Below are 16,784 nucleotides of genomic sequence, written 5' to 3'. Positions count from 1 at the left end.
TGCTATGCGGCGGCGGTCTGCGCCTTGTCTCGCCTGTGCTCGCGCGGCCTAGCGCATGGCAAGACCTCACTCTCTCCTCAAAGGGAAGCCCCCGGTGTGTTAAAATCCCGGCAATTCCCTCTTTCTTTCAAGCAGATGCTCAAGCAACGCACTCTCAAGTCGCTGATCCGCGCATCCGGCGTCGGGCTCCATTCCGGCGTCAAGGTCAATATGGTGCTGCGTCCGGCGGCGCCGGATACCGGCATCGTTTTTCGTCGCGTCGATCTCGACCCGGTCGTCGATCTGCCCGCCAAAGCACTGATGGTCGGCGATACGCGCATGTGTTCATGCATTGAACGCGAGGTTGGGTCTGTGCGCGCCAAGGTCGGTACGATCGAGCATCTGATGTCGGCGTTCGCCGGCCTCGGTATCGACAATGCCTATGTCGATCTCGACGCGGCCGAAGTGCCGATTCTCGATGGTTCGGCCTCGCCCTTCGTTTTCCTGATCCAGTCGGCCGGCATCGAAGAGCAGAATGCCGCCAAGAAATTCATTCGCGTCAAGCGGCCGATCGAGGTGCGCGAAGCCGATCGTTCCGGCGACAAGTGGGCGCGGCTCGATCCGTATGACGGTTTCCGGCTGACCTTTTCGATCGTCTTCAACCATCCGGCCATCGACCGCACCGGGCAGGAAATCACGCTCGATTTTGCCGAACAGTCGTATGTTCGCGAGGTTTCACGGGCGCGGACCTTCGGGTTCATGCAGGAAGTGGAATGGTTGCGCGAGAACGGACTGGCGCTGGGCGGCGGTCTCGATAACGCCGTGGTGCTCGACGAATATCGCGTCCTCAACGGCGAAGGACTGCGCTACAGCGACGAGTTCGTCAAACACAAGGTGCTCGACGCCATCGGCGATCTCTACCTGCTCGGCCATCCGCTCCTGGCGGCGGTAACGGCGCACAAGTCCGGCCATGCACTGAACAATGTGCTGGCGCGGGAATTGTTGTCGCGCCCCGAAGACTGGGAGCTGGTGTCGTTCGAGGACGCGGCCGACGCGCCTGCATCAGTGGTGCGCTGGCTGACCTTGCCGGCGCACTGAGCGCATCCCCGTGTGGCTGCTGCGCTTGCTGGCGATTCTGACGGTTATCGCCGTCGCCGGCGGCGTGGCTGCATCCCTGCTGACCGGCGAGCGCAAATATCTGCGCTTTTCCTTCGTGTTGGCGCGCTACGCAATCGGTGTTGCCCTGGCCTTTTTTGCCTTGCTGATCATCGAGCGCGTCGCCATCATTCCGTTTTAGCCGAGCGCTTGAGCAGCGTGTCGATCGCCTGCCGCAAGGTGTCGGCGGGGAGGGCGTCGCGCAGGTGTTCGAGCGAATGGCAGGCGTTCAGGGTCAGCGGGTTGTGCCGGGGTGTCGGTGTTTGTTTTGGATTTTCAGGGGCTTGAACTTTGATCTCGACCCCAGTACACTCGATCCCCTTTCGGGAAAAACCGTCGGCCATCCTTGGCGCCAATTGGCGCAGCTTGGCGGCAACCGCGCCACTGTGGGCGTGGATGATCACAATTCCCGATTTGTAATTGGCCAGCGTACTGGCCTGATAAAGGTGCGGCGGGGCGATTTCCCGGTACAACTGCGCCAGTTTCGTGAGAAGCCTCGCGTGCGCCATGAGTCTGCCGGCACCTTCGGCGACGTCGAGATAGTGTTCGAGAGAATTTTGCATCGGAATATCTGGGAGAAACAGCGTGCATATTATTCTCGTCTCCAACCGTCTGGCAACGGCCAAGACCGTAAATGTCACGCCGCGCCTGTTGCTGGGCGTTCTGCTGGGCCTGTGCACCCTCCTGCTGGCGACCTCGCTGCTCTTTTCCTGGGTCGGCGCGCGCTTCAATCTGCCTTTCGTCGCCGATCTCGTCGCGTCGGTCAATCGGATCCAGGCGCGCAAGACCGACGAATATGTACGCGACAATGTCTCGACGATGGCGGTCAAACTGGGCGAGATGCAGGCGCAGTTGATGCGCCTTGACCACCTCGGCGAACGGATTTCGCGGCAGTCGGGCATCAGCTTGCCGAAGAGCGACGCTTCGGCCAAAGGCGGTTCGGGCGGTCCGTTGATTACCTCGACACGTTCGCTTGGAATCGATGAGTTGCGGCGCGAGATTGACCGCTTGTCGGCAAGCGTCGACGACCGCACTGAAAGCCTGACGGTGCTCGAGTCGCAGTTGATGGAGCGGCGGATCAAGACGACCTTGCTGCCAACGCTGATGCCGATCAATTCCGACCACATCGGTTCGGGCTTCGGTTCCCGCGTCGACCCGATTCTCGGTGTTGGTGCCGTGCATGAAGGCATCGATTTCGTCGCCGAGACCGGAACCCGCGTCGTCGCGGCGGCGGGCGGCGTCGTGACGACGGCCGAGTTCCATCCGCAATACGGCAACATGGTCGAGATCGACCACGGCAACGATTTCGCCTCGCGTTATGCGCATCTGTCGCGCCTCGCCGTCAAGGCCGGGCAAGTGATCAAGCGCGGCCAGGATATCGGCAAGAGCGGAAACACGGGGCGCTCGACCGGGCCCCATCTGCACTTCGAGGTGCGTTTCCGCGGTGTCGCCCAGAATCCGAAGCGTTTCCTCCAGATGGGCGCGCAACTGGCTTCCGTGGCGTCGGCGCCGGCCCAGTAAGGGAAATTCCTTCGCTGGCGCAATCGCTTGGGGTGCGGATGGCCGACCCTCGCATGTTAGAATCCACTCTTTTCGCGCCCTTAGGTTAAGAGTCTCTGATGATTTCCGGTCTCCTCAAGAAGATTTTCGGCAGCCGCAATGATCGGCTGATCCGTCAGTATTCGGCGGTCGTTCGCCAGATCAATGCGCTGGAAGCAGGAATGACGGCGCTTTCGGACGAGGCCTTGCGTGCCAAGACCGACGAGTTCAAGGCGCGCATCGCCAATGGCGAATCGCTCGACGCCCTGTTGCCCGAAGCCTTTGCCGTCGTGCGCGAAGCCGGCAAGCGTGTGCTGGGCATGCGGCATTTCGACATGCAGTTGATCGGCGGCATGGTCCTTCATGACGGAAAAATCGCCGAAATGCGGACCGGCGAAGGCAAGACGCTGGTGGCGACACTGCCGGCCTACCTCAACGCGCTGACCGGCAAAGGCGTGCACATCGTTACGGTCAATGATTATCTGGCCAATCGCGATGCCGAGTGGATGGGGCGGCTCCACCGCTTCCTGGGCTTGACCGTCGGCGTCAACCTGTCGCAGATGGAACATGACGCCAAGCAGGCAGCGTTTGCCTGCGACATCACCTACGGGACCAACAACGAATTCGGCTTCGACTACCTGCGCGACAACATGGTGTATACCGCCGGCGATCGCGTCCAGCGCAAGCTTGCCTATGCGATTGTCGACGAGGTCGACTCGATCCTGATCGACGAAGCGCGGACGCCGCTGATCATTTCGGGACAGGCCGAGGATCACACCGATCTCTACGTGCGCATGAACCAGGTGGCGCCGATGCTCGCGCGCTGCGAGGAAGAGAACGGCCCCGGCGATTACTGGGTCGACGAAAAAGGCCGCCAGGTGTTGCTCACCGAAGCTGGCTACGAACACGCCGAGGAAATCCTTGCCAACGTCGGCCTGCTGACCGCCGGCGGCAGTCTCTATGATGCCGGCAACATCCTGCTGATCCACCATCTCTATGCCGCACTGCGGGCGCACAGCCTGTTCCTCAAGGACCAGCAATACGTCGTGCAGAATGGCGAAGTCATCATCGTCGACGAGTTTACCGGCCGCCTGATGTCGGGCCGGCGCTGGTCGGATGGCTTGCACCAGGCGGTCGAGGCGAAGGAAGGCGTGGCGATCCAGAACGAGAACCAGACGCTGGCCTCGATCACCTTCCAGAACTATTTCCGCATGTACGGAAAATTGTCCGGCATGACCGGCACGGCCGATACGGAAGCCTACGAATTCCAGCAGATCTATGGGCTGGAAACGGTGGTCATCCCGACCAACCTGCCGATGGTCCGCAAGGATCACAACGACCAGATCTATCGTACCGCCGACGAGAAATATGCGGCGATCATCGCCGACATCCGCGAGTGCCAGGCACGCGCCCAACCGGTGCTGGTGGGCACGACCTCGATCGAGAACTCGGAACTCCTGTCGTCCTTGCTCGATCGCGAAAAGCTGCCGCATCAGGTGCTCAACGCCAAGCAGCACGCACGCGAAGCCGAGATCGTCGCCCAGGCCGGTCGGCCGGGCATGATCACGATCGCCACCAACATGGCCGGTCGCGGTACCGACATCGTGCTCGGCGGCAATCCGAACAAGGACATCGCTGCGATCAGCGACGACGCTTCGCTCGACGAAGCCGAGAAAGAGAAGCGTATCGCCGCGCTGCGTGCCGACTGGAAGAAGCTGCATGAGCAGGTGGTTGCGGCCGGCGGTTTGCATATCATCGGTTCCGAACGTCACGAATCGCGGCGCATCGACAACCAGTTGCGTGGCCGTTCCGGCCGTCAGGGCGATCCGGGGTCCTCGCGTTTCTATCTGTCGCTTGAAGATCCGCTGCTGCGCATTTTTGCTGGCGACCGCCTGAAGGCGATCATGGATCGTCTGAAAATGCCGGAAGGCGAGGCGATCGAGCATCCGATGGTCTCGCGCTCGCTGGAATCGGCACAGCGCAAGGTCGAAGGGCGCAACTTCGATATCCGCAAGCAACTGCTCGAATACGACGACGTCGCCAACGATCAGCGCAAGGTCATCTACGCGCAGCGCAACGAACTGCTCGAGACCGAGGACATTACCGAGACGATCACCGCCATGCGCCATGGCGTGATCTACGACATGTTCCGCCGCTATGTGCCGGCCGAAAGCGTCGAGGAGCAGTGGGAACTGCCGGCACTGGAGAAGGAACTCGCGTCGGTGCTGCAACTGGAAGCGCCGGTGGCCGAGTGGGTCAAGAACGAGCCGACGCTGTCCGACGAGGCGATGCTCAAGCGCATCATCGAGCTGGCCGATGCGGGCTATGCCGCCAAGATCGAACAGGTGGGCGCCGAGCAGTTCCACCAGTTCGAACGCAACCTGATGCTGCAGATTCTCGACACGCAGTGGCGTGAGCATCTGGCCGCGCTTGACCACTTGCGTCAGGGTATCCATTTGCGCGGGTATGCGCAGAAGAATCCGAAGCAGGAGTACAAGCGCGAAGCCTTCGAACTTTTCGAGCGCCTGCTCGACGCCGTGCGCGACGAAGTGACGCGTCTGCTCGTTACGGTCCAGGTGCGCGCCGAGGAAGTCGAGGAAACGGCGCCGCATGCCGACGTCCAGAACGTTCAGTATCACCATGCCGATTACGACGAGGCCTTGGCCGCCGATGCGGAGGACGACAAGGTCGCGCCGCTGCATGCCGGTGCCAAGATCGGGCGCAACGATCCCTGTCCTTGCGGATCGGGCAAGAAGTACAAGCAGTGTCACGGCAAATTGTCGTGATGCGCGGGGAGGCGACGTTGCGTCAGCGGCGTGCCGTCGCCCACCCGGCGAAGGTTTGTGTCGATTAACCCTTAATTTCCCTCCCCATCATGACCGTTAATTACGCCACCCCTGCTGCTGAGCAGCTCTTTCCCGTTGCCGGCGTGCGCCTCGGGGTTGCCGAGGCCGGTATCCGCAAAGTCGACCGGCGCGACCTGACCTTGCTGGCGCTTGAGCCCGGGTGTTCCGTCGCCGGCGTCTTCACGCAGAACCGCTTTTGCGCGGCACCGGTGCACCTGTGTCGCCGCCATCTTGTGTCGGGCGAGGATATTCGTGCGCTGGTGATCAATACCGGTATCGCCAACGCCGGCACCGGCGAACCCGGCATGCAGGCGGCGCAGGCGACCTGCGATGCCGTCGGGCAACTGTTGGGGGTTGCGCCGCATCAGGTCCTGCCGTTCTCGACCGGTGTCATTCTTGAGCCGTTGCCGGTCGATCGTCTTGTCGCCGGATTGCCGAAATGTCAGGCCAGTCTGAACGCGGACCACTGGCACGCTGCTGCGCACGCCATCATGACGACCGATACCGTCGCCAAGGCGGCCTCGCGGCGTGTCGTGGTGAATGGCAAAACGGTGACCGTGACCGGCATCAGCAAGGGCGCCGGCATGATCAAACCGAACATGGCGACGATGCTCGGCTTTGTCGCCACCGACGCCGGGATTGCGGCGCCGCTGCTGCAGCAACTGGCGCGCGAGGCGGCCGACGAGTCCTTCAACTGCATCACCGTCGATGGTGACACCTCGACCAACGATTCCTTCATCGTCATCGCCACCGGTCGTTCGGGCGTGTCCTGCGACAGCGCCGAAGCGGCGGGTTACGCCGAGGTGAAGGCGGCAGTGATTGCTGTCGCCCGGGAACTGGCGCAAGCCATCGTGCGCGATGGTGAGGGAGCCACCAAGTTCATCAGCATCGTTGTCGAGGGCGGTCGCGATCGCGAGGAATGCAAGCAGGTCGGTTATGCGATCGGCCATTCCCCGCTGGTCAAAACGGCGTTCTTTGCGTCCGACCCCAACCTGGGTCGCATCCTGGCGGCGATCGGCTATGCCAGGATCGAGGCGCTCGATGTCGACGGTGTGCGCGTCTGGCTCGGCAGCGAAGGCGAAGAGGTGCTGGTGGCCGAGAAGGGCGGCCGGGCCGCATCGTATCGCGAGGAAGACGGTGCGCGCATCATGAAATCGGCGGAAATAACCGTTCGCGTCGATCTCGGGCGTGGCGCCGCCTGCGGCCGGGTCTATACCTGCGACTTCTCCTACGACTACGTCAAGATCAACGCCGACTATCGGAGCTGATGCCTGTTTCGGCGGAGGGCGCTAGCCCCCGTCGAAGCGAATGCTCAGTGCAGCACTCTTGGCGCCGATAGTATGAACTCCGGGATAGCGGCTTCGAATTGGGTGCCGTCGGCCGCTGTCATCTGGTAGCTGCCGCGCATGGTACCGATGGGGGTGTGCAACTGACACCCGCTCGAGTATTCGTATGATTCGCCGGGCTTGATGATGGGTTGTTCGCCGACGACGCCAAGCCCACGCACCTCTTGAACCCTCGCGTTGCCGTCCGTGATGATCCAGTGACGCGAGACGAGTTGCGCCGTTTCGTTCCCGGTGTTTTCGATCCTGATCGTGTAAGCGAAGACATAAAGGTCGGCCGTGACATCCGATTCCTCGGGCAGATAGCGCGGCGAGACTTGAATATCCATCCGGTAGATCTTCGAACTCATGGGCAGGATCCTTGGGTGACGATTTTTGTCAGGAGTGACGAATTTCGTGAGCTTCTGACGCCCGATTTGCCGAAAGATTCCCGTCCAGACGTGATCTTCTGTCATGGCATGTTTCTTGATTAAGCTTGTCCAACGGGTTTTCCGTTACAACGCTTGAAAGGAGTACTTTGATGAAGAAGATCCAACAAGGTTTTACCCTGATCGAACTGATGATCGTTGTCGCCATCATCGGCATTCTGGCGGCCATCGCCATTCCCCAGTATCAGGATTATGTGACCCGCGCCAAGCTGTCCAAGGTCGCCGCGGCCTTCGGCCCGATCAAGACGGCGCTGGCCGAATATGGTCAGAACAACGGCGGTGATTTGTCCGGCGCGAACAGCTGGACGAACCCGATCAACAGCGGCGGTCTCGGCCTGGGTGCGTCGCCGACGGTGACGACCGAAGTGACCGGCTGGGGCACGGTGACGGCGGGTGTCGTCGTCGCGACGCTGGCTGCTGGTATTTGCCCGGCATCGGGTGGTCAGACCGTGACGATGACGCCTGCGTCGTCGTCGACGGCGACGACGATGACGTTCGCGTATACGACGAACGCAACCGGTGTCTGCGCGACCGAAATCGCCAAGTGGCGGTAATCTAAGTACGGATGTTCTGAACCAAGGAACCCGCCCTGTGCGGGTTCTTTTTTGCTGATTCCCAATGAGCGCTTTTTTCGCACGAACCCGGTTTGGGTGGATGTTGGCAGGCGTTCTGTCAGTGATCGCCTGCCTGTACGGGCCGTTTGTCGATAGCCCGGCGGTGTTCGACGATGCCAATATCTTCGGTAACCTGACGGTTTTCGATCACGCGCAGCGTATTTTTTCCGCGTATCCCCGTACCTTTCCGTATTTCACGCTGGGTCTGGTGCATGTCCTGTCCGGAGGCGATCTCGCCTGGAACCGGTGGTTGAATCTTGCCCTCCACGGGGCAGTTATCCTGGCCTTGCAGGTCTTTCTGGTTCGCGTCCTGTTGGCTGCGGGCGAGCGCGAGAACAACCGCGGTCGACTTGTCATCGGTTTCGTCTGCATCTGGATGGCGATCAATCCGGTGGCGGTCTATGGCGTCGGCTATCTCGCCCAGCGCACGATCCTGCTGGCTACGCTTTCGTCATTAGTATCATTCACGCTCTATTTGCGGGCGCAGCAAACACCCCGGCCGGTGGATCTGTTGTCGAGCGCGCTGTTGGCCTGGCTGGCGATGATGTGCAAGGAACACGCGATCCTGACGCCGGTGGCGGCCATCGTCCTGACGCCGATCTGCTGCCGCTGGACGCGGGCGAGCGTTGGGCGAGCTGGCGTGTATTTGGCCATCAGCCTGCCTGGCATGCTTTGGGTGCTTTTGCATCGCGGTATCGAGGCTGTCGGGAACCCGTATGAAATCTATGCGGGCCAGGTGCTATCGCAGGTATCTGCCCCTGCGTTTCCCGGGAGCGCCTGGGCCATGAGCGCAGCGACCCAGGTACTGCTGTTCTGGAAGTATGGGCTGCTCTGGCTGCTGCCCAATCCTGGCTGGATGTCGGCCGACCTGCGCATCGACTTTACGGCTCTTTGGCAGGGCGGCTGGGCATTTGCCGCTTTGGCGGCATCGCTGCTGACGCTTGGCGCGGCCGTCGTGTTCTGGTGCCGGCAGCGCAACGATGGGGCGAGGCTGGTCTGGGTGTCCGCCCTGTTATTCGCTGCGGTGCCTTTCGCGGTCGAACTGTCGACGGTGAAGGTGCAGGAACCGTTTGTCCTGTACCGCTGCTATCTCTGGATGCCCGCGTATGCGCTGCTTCTGGCGATTGCCTTGATACGTTTCGACGCTTACTTGCTGCGACGGGCGACCGGAATGCGTCGAAAGCTCTTCTGGGTCGCCATGGCAGGGGCGTGCTGTCTGCTGTTTCCTGCTGCGCAGGACCGCTTGCGCAGTTTTTCGAGTGAGCAGGCGCTGTGGCAGGACGCGCGAGACAAGCTTTCGCATCCGGCGGTCGCGGGGGCCGACCGGGTCTATTACAACCTCGCTGGCGAAGCGTTCAAGCGGCGGGAATATGCCGAGGCGCTGCGACTGAGCGATCTCGTGATCACCCAGAACCCCGCGGCCTTCCAGGGCTATCTCGCGCGCGGCACCAGCCTGCTCGCCCTGGCGCACGGCGACGAAGCGATGCGGGCCTTCGATGCGGCCGCGGCGCATCAACCGCCGAAGGAATTCCTTGGCTATATCGAATTCAAGCGCTGTGGCGTCATCGAGGCGCGCGGCGACCGGGCGGGTGTGGTCGCCTGTCTTCGGCGCGCGGCCCGATTAGGGTACGAGATGGCACGCTTTCACCTGAAACTCGCCGGGCTCGATGAGCGGGGGGAAGGGGCCGAAAGCGAGGCTGACGCGGCGGGAGCGTCAAAGTAGCTCGGGTGAGACGACGGCCTTCAGGATCGTTTGCGTTTCGCCGTGCCGCGTGCGGTTGCTGAACCACCACAGCGCGCTTTTCTTGATCGTCCAGTCGGCTTCTTCGCCGGAGAGCAGCAGGGCGGCCGTGCGGCCAAGTATCGGTTGATGGCCGACGACGAGTACGGCGCGCGCGCCGGTGTCGCCGCCGTCGGGCCAGCCGGCAGCGACGAGCAGGCCGGTGACGTTACCGTCGACGGCGAGGCGCTTGTCCGTCTCGAAAGGCTGTGCCAGGGCTTCGGCCGTCTGCCGGCAACGGAGCGCAGGACTGGCGACGATGCGCAGGTGTTTGGGCAGGTGCTCCGACAGCCAGGCGGCGACCTGGCGCGCCTGTTTTTCGCCGCGTGGCGTCAGCTTGCGTAGCGTATCGGGCGAGCCGTCTTCGGCTTCGGCGTGCCGCCAGAGCAACAAATCCATCCGGGTTTCCTCGTCAAGGCAGGCGGACATGATGGCGGAAACGTGTTGCACGGCGATGACGAACGCTAGAAATCGAAGTCGCGCAGCTTTTTGACGTCCGGGATGCCGATCTTGCGGCCCTCGACGACGATCAGGCCGGCGGCGCTGAGTTCGTGCAGGATGCGCGAAAAGTGCTCCTGCGTGAGGTTCAGGCGCGAAGCAATGATGCCCTTGTTGGTCGGCAGCGTGACGACGAGCGCGGTGGCGTCGGTATCCGTCGATTCGCGCAGCAGATAGCCGATGATGCGTTGCCGCGCCGAGTGCAGTGTATAGGACTCGACGTCGGTCATCAGGTGGTGCAGGCGCATCGAGAGGGCGGCGATCATCTTGCCGCCGAGGCGCGGGTCGCGTTCGAGTTCGCCGCGGATGACGGCGCTGGAAATGTGCAGCAGTTGCGAGTCCTTCAGCGCCTGCGCATAGACGATGTTGGGCTTGTCCATGAACATCACGGCTTCGCCGAAGGTCTGCCCGGTGTTCAGGATGTCGACGACTTTTTCGTTGCCTTGCGACGAGCTGAAGGCGAGCTTGATCTGTCCCTGGACGACGAGGTGGAAGCCGGTCGGCAGGTCGCCTTTGTGAAACAGGATGTCGCCCTTGCTGACGTTGATTTCCCGTGTGCCGCGAGCGATACGGGTCAGTTCGTCCGGACTCAGTTCGGAAAACAGGGGGACTCGGGCCAGCAGGCTGCCAATGTTGAGAGGGGCGCTTCCGTTCATCGTGTCGTGTCGTCGCTCACAGGAGATTCGGGGGCAATGGTCGCATTGCCGGCGCTTCGCCGCAAGTCCTGTCATGAACGAGAAACCCCCCTAGATATCTGCAAAAAGTGGATAATGAAACGCTGATTTTTGCGTACTAAAGGAGACGATGATGGTGGATGCAAAGAAGCCGGTCTGGTTCATCACCGGGTGTTCGACGGGCTTTGGCCGCGAGACGGCCGAGCAGCTCTTGGCGGCCGGCTATCCGACCGTGGTGACGGCGCGCAAGACCGAGGACCTCAAGGCCTTTGCCGGGCGTGAGGGCGCGCTGGTGCTAAAGCTCGATGTCACCGACCAGGCCCAGATCGACGCCGCCGTCAAGGCGGCCGAAGCGCATTTCGGGCGCATCGACGTGCTGCTCAACAATGCCGGGATCGGCTATTTCGGTTCGGTCGAAGAAAGCGAGGATGCCGAAGTTCGTCGCATGTTCGACATCAATGTCTTCGCGCTGGGCCGGATGACGGCGGCCGTGTTGCCGGGCATGCGCCAGCGGCGCAGCGGTACCATCATCAATATTGCTTCACTGGCCGGGCTCAAGCCCTTCCCGGCGCTGGGCTACTACAACGCCACCAAGTTCGCCGTGGTCGGTTTGTCCGGCGCGCTCAAGGAAGAGGTCGAGCCGCTCGGCATCCGGGTCATCTGCGTCGAGCCGAGCGGTTTCCGTACCGACTGGGCCGGGCGCTCCGCCAACGAAAGCGCGCACGCGATTGCCGACTACCACGCGACGGCCGGGGCCAAATGCGAGCAACTGCGGACCTTCTCGGGCAAGCAACCGGGCGATCCGGTGCGCGCGGTCAAGGCGATCATTGCAGCGGTCGAATCACCCAACCCGCCGCATCACTTGCCGCTCGGCAATGCCGCCTTTGATGTCGGTCTGGCGCAGCTTGAGTCGATCCGCAAGGAGTTCCTGGCGCAGGAAGCCGTCGCGCGCGGCGCCGACTTCCCCAAGGTCTGAAGCCTCGCGACCAGTCCCGTCAGCCTTCGATCACCGCCGAAACCGGCGCGTGATCGGACGGGCGCTCGCGTTTTCGCATTTCGCGGTCGATGGTCGATGCCCTGCAGTGCGGGGTCAGCGCGTCCGAGAGCAGCAGGTGGTCGATGCGCAGGCCAAGGTTTTTCTGGAAGCCGAGCATGCGGTAGTCCCACCAGGAAAAACTCTTCTCCGGCTGTTCGAAGAGCCGGAAACTGTCCTTCAATCCCAGCCCCAGCAGGCGCTGGAAAGCCGCCCGCTCGGGTGTTGAACAGAGAATCTTGCCTTCCCATGCTTTTGGGTTGTGCACGTCGCGGTCGTCCGGGGCAATGTTGAAATCGCCGGTGACGATCAATCGGGGGTGGGCAGCCAGCATCTCCGCCAGCCAGCGTTCAAGCGCTTCCAGCCAGGCGAGCTTGTAGTCGTACTTGTCGCTGCCGACTTCCTGGCCGTTTGGGACATAGGCGCAGACGATGCGCAGATCGCCGACGGTCGCTGCGATCAGGCGCTTTTGCGGGTCCGGGAATAGCGGATTGCCGCAGACGACATCGGCGAGGCCGTGACGCGAGAGCATGGCGACGCCGTTATAGGTTTTCTGTCCCGAAAAGGCGACGGCATAGCCGGCCGCCTCGATTTCCGCGTGCGGGAAGACGCTGTCCTCGACTTTGGTTTCCTGCAAGCAGACGACATCGGGCTGACGGTCGGCGAGCCAGTCGAGGAGTTGCGGCAGGCGAACCTTGAGCGAATTGACGTTCCAGCTGGCGACTTTCATTGCTTGAAGATTCCGGAAGGTTTGGCGCCGTAGGGCGCTGAAGCCGGATAGCCGGCGAGGTCGAGCAGGTTGTGCCAGGCGGTCGCTTCGAAACCGCGAAAGCCCTGCGTGCCGACGAACAGGCTCGGAATGGCGATGTCGCCGCCGAGACGGGCCGCCAGCGCATCCTGTTCCTCGGCCGTGTCGGCGAGGCTTTCGGTGAAGGGGACGCCGCGGCCGTTGAGCAGGTCGCGCGCCAGCCGGCAGGGCTCAAGGCAGCGCGACAAGGTGTAGAGCGTCACGGGAAAACGCTCGGCGGCCAAGCGGACGGCATAGGGCAGCGGCGCCTCGTCGGCCGATGCCTTGGCTTCCGATTTGACTTCTGCTGCCGTGCTGCCCGGCGGTGGCGGGCGATCGGAGAAGACGGTCTGGCCGCTCGTACGGTCGATCCAGCGGTACAGGGTCTGCGCCTGGCTGTTCGCCGCGCTCAGCACGGCGGTCAGCAACAGTAGCTGCACAATGGTGAGCGTGCGGCGTGACATGGGAGTCTCCGTCTAGTGGGCGACCATCCCATTATGGCGCAGCAAGGCGTCGACTTGCGGATCGCGGCCGCGGAAGGCGCGGAAATTCTCAAGCGCCGGCCGGGCGCCGCCGCGGGCGAGAATCTCGTCAAGGAAGCGTCGTCCGGTGTCCGGGTCGAAGGGGTCGCCGGCTTCCTCGAAAGCGGCATAACAATCGGCCGAGAGCACTTCCGCCCATTTGTAGCTGAAGTACCCGGCCGCATACCCGCCGGCGAAGATGTGCGAAAAACTGTTCGGGAAACGGTGCCAAGGCGGCGGAATCATCACGGCGACTTCCTGCCGGACCTCGGCGAGCAGATCGAGCACGCCGCGTTCGCCGTCGGCGTCGAAGCCGGCGTGGAGCAGCAGGTCGAAGAGCGCGAATTCTAGCTGGCGGACCGTTTGCAGGCCGCTCTGGAAATTCTTCGCCGCCAGCATTTTGTCGAAGAGCGCACGCGGCAGCGGCGCGCCGGTGTCGACGTGCGCCGTCATCGCCTCGACCACCGGCCATTCCCAGCAGTAGTTTTCCATGAACTGCGAGGGAAGTTCGACGGCGTCCCACTCGACGCCGTGGATGCCCGAGACGCCGAGTTCCTCGATCCGGGTCAGCATGTGGTGAAGGCCGTGCCCGGTTTCGTGGAAGAGCGTCGTGACCTCGTCGTGCGTGAAGGTCGCCGGACGCTGGCCGACCGGACGCGAGAAGTTGCAGTTGAGGTAGGCGACCGGCGTCTGCACCTGTTGCCCGACGCGTCGGCGCGACAGCGCTTCGTCCATCCAGGCGCCGCCGCGCTTGGTTTCGCGGGCATAGAGGTCGAGGTAGAACTGTCCGACGACCTGGCCTGCGGCCGTTTCGATACGGAAGAAGCGCACGTCCTCGTGCCAGACCGGTGCGTTGTCCGGGCGAATATGCACGCCGAACAGCGTTTCGATGACGTGGAAAAGACCGGTCAGCACCTTGTCTTCGGTGAAATATTGCTTTACTTCCTGCTCCGAGAAGGCGTAGCGCGCTTGCTGGAGTTTTTCCGCGGCGTAGGCCGTGTCCCAGGGTTCGAGCGTCTCGAGGCCGAGGTCGCTGCGGGCGAAGGCGCGTAATTCGGCGAGGTCGCGCTCGGCGAAGGGTTTGGCCTTGTGCGCGAGGTCGCGCAGGAAGGTGAGCACTTGCTCGACCGATTCGGCCATCTTTTGTACCAGCGAGACGGCGGCGAAATGCGGATAACCGAGCAACTGCGCTTCTTCATGGCGCAACGCCAGCAGGCGGCGGATCAGCGGGGTGTTGTCGAGTTCGACCGGGCCGAATTCCGCTGCGCGCGTGCCATAGGCGCGATAGAGCCGGGCGCGCAGGTCGCGCGACTCGGCGTATTGCATGACCGGCAGGTAGGACGGCATATGCAGCGTGAATTTCCAGCCCGGCTTGCCGTCTTTCTCGGCGGCCTCGCGCGCCGCCTCGATGACATCGGCGGGCAGGCCGGCCAGTTCGCGTTCGTCCTCGATCCATTCGGCGAAGGCGTTGGTGGCGTCGAGCAGGTTCTCGGAGAACTTGGTCCCGAGCGCCGCGAGTTCTTCCTGGATGGCCTGGAAGCGCGGCTTCTGCGCAGCGGGCAGTTCGGCGCCCGACAGGCGGAAGTCACGCACTTCGTTGTCGATGATGCGCTGCTGTTCCGGCGTCAGGGCAGCGAAGGCGGTGCTTTCGCGCAAGGCCTTGTATTTCGAGAACAGGGCGAGGTTCTGGCCGATTTCGGCATAAAAGCGCGAGACATCGGGCAGCATCGCGTTGTAGGCCTCGCGCCAGGCCGGGACGTCATTGACCGAATGCAGGTGTCCGACGATGCCCCAGGCGCGCGAGAGCCGCTCGAAACCGTCGCTCAGCGGCGAGGCGAAGTCGGTCCAGGTGGCGGGGACCGCGTCGCTGGTCTGGCGCTCGATCAGCGCACGGCTTTCGGCCAGCAGCGTGGAGATGGCCGGGGTGACATGTTCCGGTGAGATGGTGTCGAAGCGGGGCAGGCCGGAGAAGTCGAGCAGGGGATTGGCGTCGGTCATGATGAGAATCTCGGTGAATCGAAATGTGTGGTCAGGTTCAAGGGAGCGTCGGCATTTCAGCGCGCTCTTGCCGGTCGGCGATGCCGCTGCAGAAAAGACGCGGGCGGCCGCAGCCGCCCGAATGCAAACAGCCGCTCTGCTTTAGTCGACCAGTTTTTTGCCGGTGAGTTGCTCGTAGGCCTCGACATACTTGGCGCTGGTGCGGGCGATGACTTCGGCCGGCAGCGACGGGCCGGGATAGGTCTTGCCCCAGTCCAGCGTTTCCAGGTGATCGCGCACATACTGCTTGTCGTAGGACGGCGGGTTGGTGCCAAGCTGGTACGAGTCGGCCGGCCAGAAGCGCGACGAATCGGGTGTCAGGGCTTCGTCGATCAGGTGCAGCGTGCCTTGGGCATCGACGCCGAATTCGAACTTGGTGTCGGCGATGATGATGCCGCGCGTCAGCGCGTAATCGGCCGCCTGCGTGTACAGGGCGATCGCCGCGTTGCGCGCTTCCGTCGCGATGTCGGCGCCGTTGCGGCCGGTGCCTTGCAGGATGCCGGAGAGCGTCGCTGCGCAGTCGGTCTGCGCCTGCTCGAACGAGATGTTCTCGTCATGGCCTTCCTCGGCCTTGGTCGCCGGCGTGAAGATCGGTTCCGGCAGCTTGGCGGCGAGTTGCAGGCCAGCCGGCAGCTTGATGCCGCAGACGGCGCCGGTCTGCTGGTAGTCCTTCCAGCCCGAGCCGATCAGGTAGCCACGCACGACGGCTTCGATCGGGAGCGGCTTCAGACGCTTGACGACGAGTCCGCGACCGCGCACCTGGCTGCGCTCCTCGGCCGTAACGACGCTTTCCGGGTCGATGCCGGTCAGCTGATTGGGCAGTACATGACCCAGCCGGTCGAACCAGAAGTTGGCCAGTTGCGTCAGCACCGTTCCCTTGCGCGGGATCGGATCGGGCAGGACGACGTCGAAAGCCGACAGGCGGTCGCTGGTGACGATCAGAAGCTTGTCCTCATCGATGGCGTAGATGTCGCGTACCTTGCCGCGGCCGAGTAACGGCAGACTCTGGATGGACGATTGGTAGAGGGCTTGGGTCATGATATCGATCTTCTCAGGGTGATACAGGAAAACGACCCGTCATCCCGGTTTGAGCGGGAATGACGGGTCTCTTGGGGTTCAATGCGGATCAGCGGATGATCTGGTCGAGCTCGCCTTTCTTGTAGCGTTCGGCCATCTTGTCGAGGGCGATTGCCTTGATCTTGCTGGCCTGACCGGCGGCGCCGAAGGCTTCGAGACGGGCGCGGACGACCTTCTTGGCGCCTTCGCGGGCGGGCTTGAGGTAGTCGCGCGGGTCGAACTTGCCGGGGTTCTCGACGAAGTAGCGGCGAATCGCCGCGGTCATCGCCAGACGGATGTCGGTGTCGATGTTGACCTTGCGCACGCCGTGCTTGATGCCGCGGACGATTTCCTCGACCGGCACGCCGTAGGTTTCCTTCATGTCGCCGCCGAATTCACGGATTTCGGCGAGCAGTTCCTGCGGCACCGACGATGATCCATGCATGACGAGGTGCGTGTTCGGGATGCGCGCATGGATCTCGGCAATGCGGTCG

Annotated in this window: 17 protein-coding genes; 8 read left to right on the top strand and 9 right to left on the bottom strand. The window is 62.8% G+C overall.

Annotated elements, in window-relative coordinates:
- Positions 1–135 precede the first annotated feature (135 nt).
- Both lpxC and BLR25_RS11535 read left to right on the top strand, forming a co-directional pair.
- Complete coding sequence (gene lpxC / locus BLR25_RS11540) at positions 136–1,077, top strand: UDP-3-O-acyl-N-acetylglucosamine deacetylase (RefSeq protein ID WP_091937750.1); 942 nt, start codon at positions 136–138, stop codon at positions 1,075–1,077.
- 10 nt (positions 1,078–1,087) lie between these two features.
- Positions 1,088–1,276 carry a hypothetical protein gene (locus BLR25_RS11535; protein ID WP_091937748.1) on the top strand — a complete coding sequence of 63 codons (189 nt, stop codon included), beginning with the start codon at positions 1,088–1,090 and terminating at the stop codon, positions 1,274–1,276.
- Here BLR25_RS11535 and BLR25_RS11530 read toward each other — a convergent pair.
- Positions 1,263–1,697 (bottom strand): DciA family protein, encoded by a 435-nt coding sequence (locus tag BLR25_RS11530; protein WP_091937746.1) that lies wholly within the window; start codon positions 1,695–1,697, stop codon positions 1,263–1,265. The two genes, BLR25_RS11535 and BLR25_RS11530, sit on opposite strands and share 14 nt — an antisense overlap.
- Positions 1,698–1,719: 22 nt before the next feature.
- On the opposite strand from BLR25_RS11530, the gene BLR25_RS21775 reads away from it, so the two are divergent.
- The 3 genes from BLR25_RS21775 (at position 1,720) to argJ (ending at position 6,787) form a co-directional block, all read left to right on the top strand.
- Positions 1,720–2,655 (top strand): M23 family metallopeptidase, encoded by a 936-nt coding sequence (locus tag BLR25_RS21775; protein ID WP_091937744.1) that lies wholly within the window; start codon positions 1,720–1,722, stop codon positions 2,653–2,655.
- A gap of 98 nt (positions 2,656–2,753) precedes the next feature.
- Complete coding sequence (secA, locus tag BLR25_RS11520; RefSeq protein ID WP_091937742.1) at positions 2,754–5,459, top strand: preprotein translocase subunit SecA; 2,706 nt, start codon at positions 2,754–2,756, stop codon at positions 5,457–5,459.
- Between the two features lie 89 nt (positions 5,460–5,548).
- A complete protein-coding gene (argJ, locus tag BLR25_RS11515) occupies positions 5,549–6,787 on the top strand; it encodes a bifunctional glutamate N-acetyltransferase/amino-acid acetyltransferase ArgJ (RefSeq protein ID WP_091937740.1) in 1,239 nt (412 codons plus the stop codon).
- 44 nt (positions 6,788–6,831) lie between these two features.
- On the opposite strand, the gene apaG is transcribed toward argJ, so the two are convergent.
- Positions 6,832–7,212, bottom strand: coding sequence for a Co2+/Mg2+ efflux protein ApaG (gene apaG / locus BLR25_RS11510; RefSeq protein WP_091938045.1), 381 nt, complete (start codon positions 7,210–7,212; stop codon positions 6,832–6,834).
- Positions 7,213–7,382: 170 nt separating this feature from the next.
- On the opposite strand from apaG, the gene BLR25_RS21660 reads away from it, so the two are divergent.
- Complete coding sequence (locus BLR25_RS21660; RefSeq protein WP_176785861.1) at positions 7,383–7,844, top strand: pilin; 462 nt, start codon at positions 7,383–7,385, stop codon at positions 7,842–7,844.
- A 100-nt stretch (positions 7,845–7,944) separates the two neighbouring features.
- Positions 7,945–9,627 carry a hypothetical protein gene (locus BLR25_RS11500; RefSeq protein ID WP_091937736.1) on the top strand — a complete coding sequence of 561 codons (1,683 nt, stop codon included), beginning with the start codon at positions 7,945–7,947 and terminating at the stop codon, positions 9,625–9,627.
- Here BLR25_RS11500 and BLR25_RS11495 read toward each other — a convergent pair.
- Both BLR25_RS11495 and BLR25_RS11490 read right to left on the bottom strand, forming a co-directional pair.
- Complete coding sequence (locus BLR25_RS11495) at positions 9,619–10,083, bottom strand: SixA phosphatase family protein (RefSeq protein ID WP_091938043.1); 465 nt, start codon at positions 10,081–10,083, stop codon at positions 9,619–9,621. The genes BLR25_RS11500 and BLR25_RS11495 overlap by 9 nt on opposite strands.
- Before the next feature lie 65 nt (positions 10,084–10,148).
- Entirely contained in the window at positions 10,149–10,838 is a 690-nt protein-coding gene (locus tag BLR25_RS11490) for a Crp/Fnr family transcriptional regulator (protein ID WP_091937734.1), read from the bottom strand.
- Between the two features lie 148 nt (positions 10,839–10,986).
- Between BLR25_RS11490 and BLR25_RS11485 the strand changes: the two genes are divergently transcribed.
- Positions 10,987–11,832, top strand: coding sequence for an oxidoreductase (locus tag BLR25_RS11485; protein ID WP_218122718.1), 846 nt, complete (start codon positions 10,987–10,989; stop codon positions 11,830–11,832).
- A 19-nt stretch (positions 11,833–11,851) separates the two neighbouring features.
- Here BLR25_RS11485 and xth read toward each other — a convergent pair whose 3' ends face one another.
- The 5 genes from xth to BLR25_RS11460 all read right to left on the bottom strand — a co-directional run.
- On the bottom strand, positions 11,852–12,619 hold the full coding sequence (gene xth / locus BLR25_RS11480; RefSeq protein ID WP_091937732.1) for an exodeoxyribonuclease III: 768 nt from the start codon (positions 12,617–12,619) through the stop codon (positions 11,852–11,854).
- Positions 12,616–13,140, bottom strand: a complete 525-nt coding sequence (locus tag BLR25_RS11475) for a DUF4124 domain-containing protein (protein ID WP_091937730.1) — start codon at positions 13,138–13,140, stop codon at positions 12,616–12,618. The genes xth and BLR25_RS11475 overlap by 4 nt, the downstream gene beginning before the upstream one ends.
- Positions 13,141–13,152: 12 nt before the next feature.
- Entirely contained in the window at positions 13,153–15,195 is a 2,043-nt protein-coding gene (locus BLR25_RS11470) for a M3 family metallopeptidase (protein WP_176785860.1), read from the bottom strand.
- Between the two features lie 141 nt (positions 15,196–15,336).
- Positions 15,337–16,272 carry a phosphoribosylaminoimidazolesuccinocarboxamide synthase gene (locus BLR25_RS11465; RefSeq protein ID WP_091937728.1) on the bottom strand — a complete coding sequence of 312 codons (936 nt, stop codon included), beginning with the start codon at positions 16,270–16,272 and terminating at the stop codon, positions 15,337–15,339.
- 88 nt (positions 16,273–16,360) lie between these two features.
- A partial coding sequence (locus tag BLR25_RS11460; RefSeq protein ID WP_176785859.1) for a class II fructose-bisphosphate aldolase occupies positions 16,361–16,784 on the bottom strand: 424 nt, incomplete at its 5' end.

This window comes from Propionivibrio dicarboxylicus, from assembly GCF_900099695.1.
Lineage (GTDB): Bacteria > Pseudomonadota > Gammaproteobacteria > Burkholderiales > Rhodocyclaceae > Propionivibrio > Propionivibrio dicarboxylicus.
This window is presented reverse-complemented; position numbering and strand designations above follow the sequence as displayed.

What these genes read in the sequence shown, in the direction of transcription:
- lpxC (WP_091937750.1), top strand. Translation starts at nt 136, where the DNA reads ATGCTCAAGCAACGCACTCTCAAGTCGCTGATCCGCGCATCCGGCGTC.
- BLR25_RS11530 (WP_091937746.1), bottom strand. Translation starts at nt 1,697, where the DNA reads ATGCAAAATTCTCTCGAACACTATCTCGACGTCGCCGAAGGTGCCGGC.
- secA (WP_091937742.1), top strand. Translation starts at nt 2,754, where the DNA reads ATGATTTCCGGTCTCCTCAAGAAGATTTTCGGCAGCCGCAATGATCGG.
- argJ (WP_091937740.1), top strand. Translation starts at nt 5,549, where the DNA reads ATGACCGTTAATTACGCCACCCCTGCTGCTGAGCAGCTCTTTCCCGTT.
- apaG (WP_091938045.1), bottom strand. Translation starts at nt 7,212, where the DNA reads ATGAGTTCGAAGATCTACCGGATGGATATTCAAGTCTCGCCGCGCTAT.
- BLR25_RS21660 (WP_176785861.1), top strand. Translation starts at nt 7,383, where the DNA reads ATGAAGAAGATCCAACAAGGTTTTACCCTGATCGAACTGATGATCGTT.
- BLR25_RS11500 (WP_091937736.1), top strand. Translation starts at nt 7,945, where the DNA reads ATGTTGGCAGGCGTTCTGTCAGTGATCGCCTGCCTGTACGGGCCGTTT.
- BLR25_RS11495 (WP_091938043.1), bottom strand. Translation starts at nt 10,083, where the DNA reads ATGGATTTGTTGCTCTGGCGGCACGCCGAAGCCGAAGACGGCTCGCCC.
- BLR25_RS11490 (WP_091937734.1), bottom strand. Translation starts at nt 10,838, where the DNA reads ATGAACGGAAGCGCCCCTCTCAACATTGGCAGCCTGCTGGCCCGAGTC.
- BLR25_RS11485 (WP_218122718.1), top strand. Translation starts at nt 10,987, where the DNA reads ATGATGGTGGATGCAAAGAAGCCGGTCTGGTTCATCACCGGGTGTTCG.
- xth (WP_091937732.1), bottom strand. Translation starts at nt 12,619, where the DNA reads ATGAAAGTCGCCAGCTGGAACGTCAATTCGCTCAAGGTTCGCCTGCCG.
- BLR25_RS11475 (WP_091937730.1), bottom strand. Translation starts at nt 13,140, where the DNA reads ATGTCACGCCGCACGCTCACCATTGTGCAGCTACTGTTGCTGACCGCC.
- BLR25_RS11470 (WP_176785860.1), bottom strand. Translation starts at nt 15,195, where the DNA reads ATGACCGACGCCAATCCCCTGCTCGACTTCTCCGGCCTGCCCCGCTTC.
- BLR25_RS11465 (WP_091937728.1), bottom strand. Translation starts at nt 16,272, where the DNA reads ATGACCCAAGCCCTCTACCAATCGTCCATCCAGAGTCTGCCGTTACTC.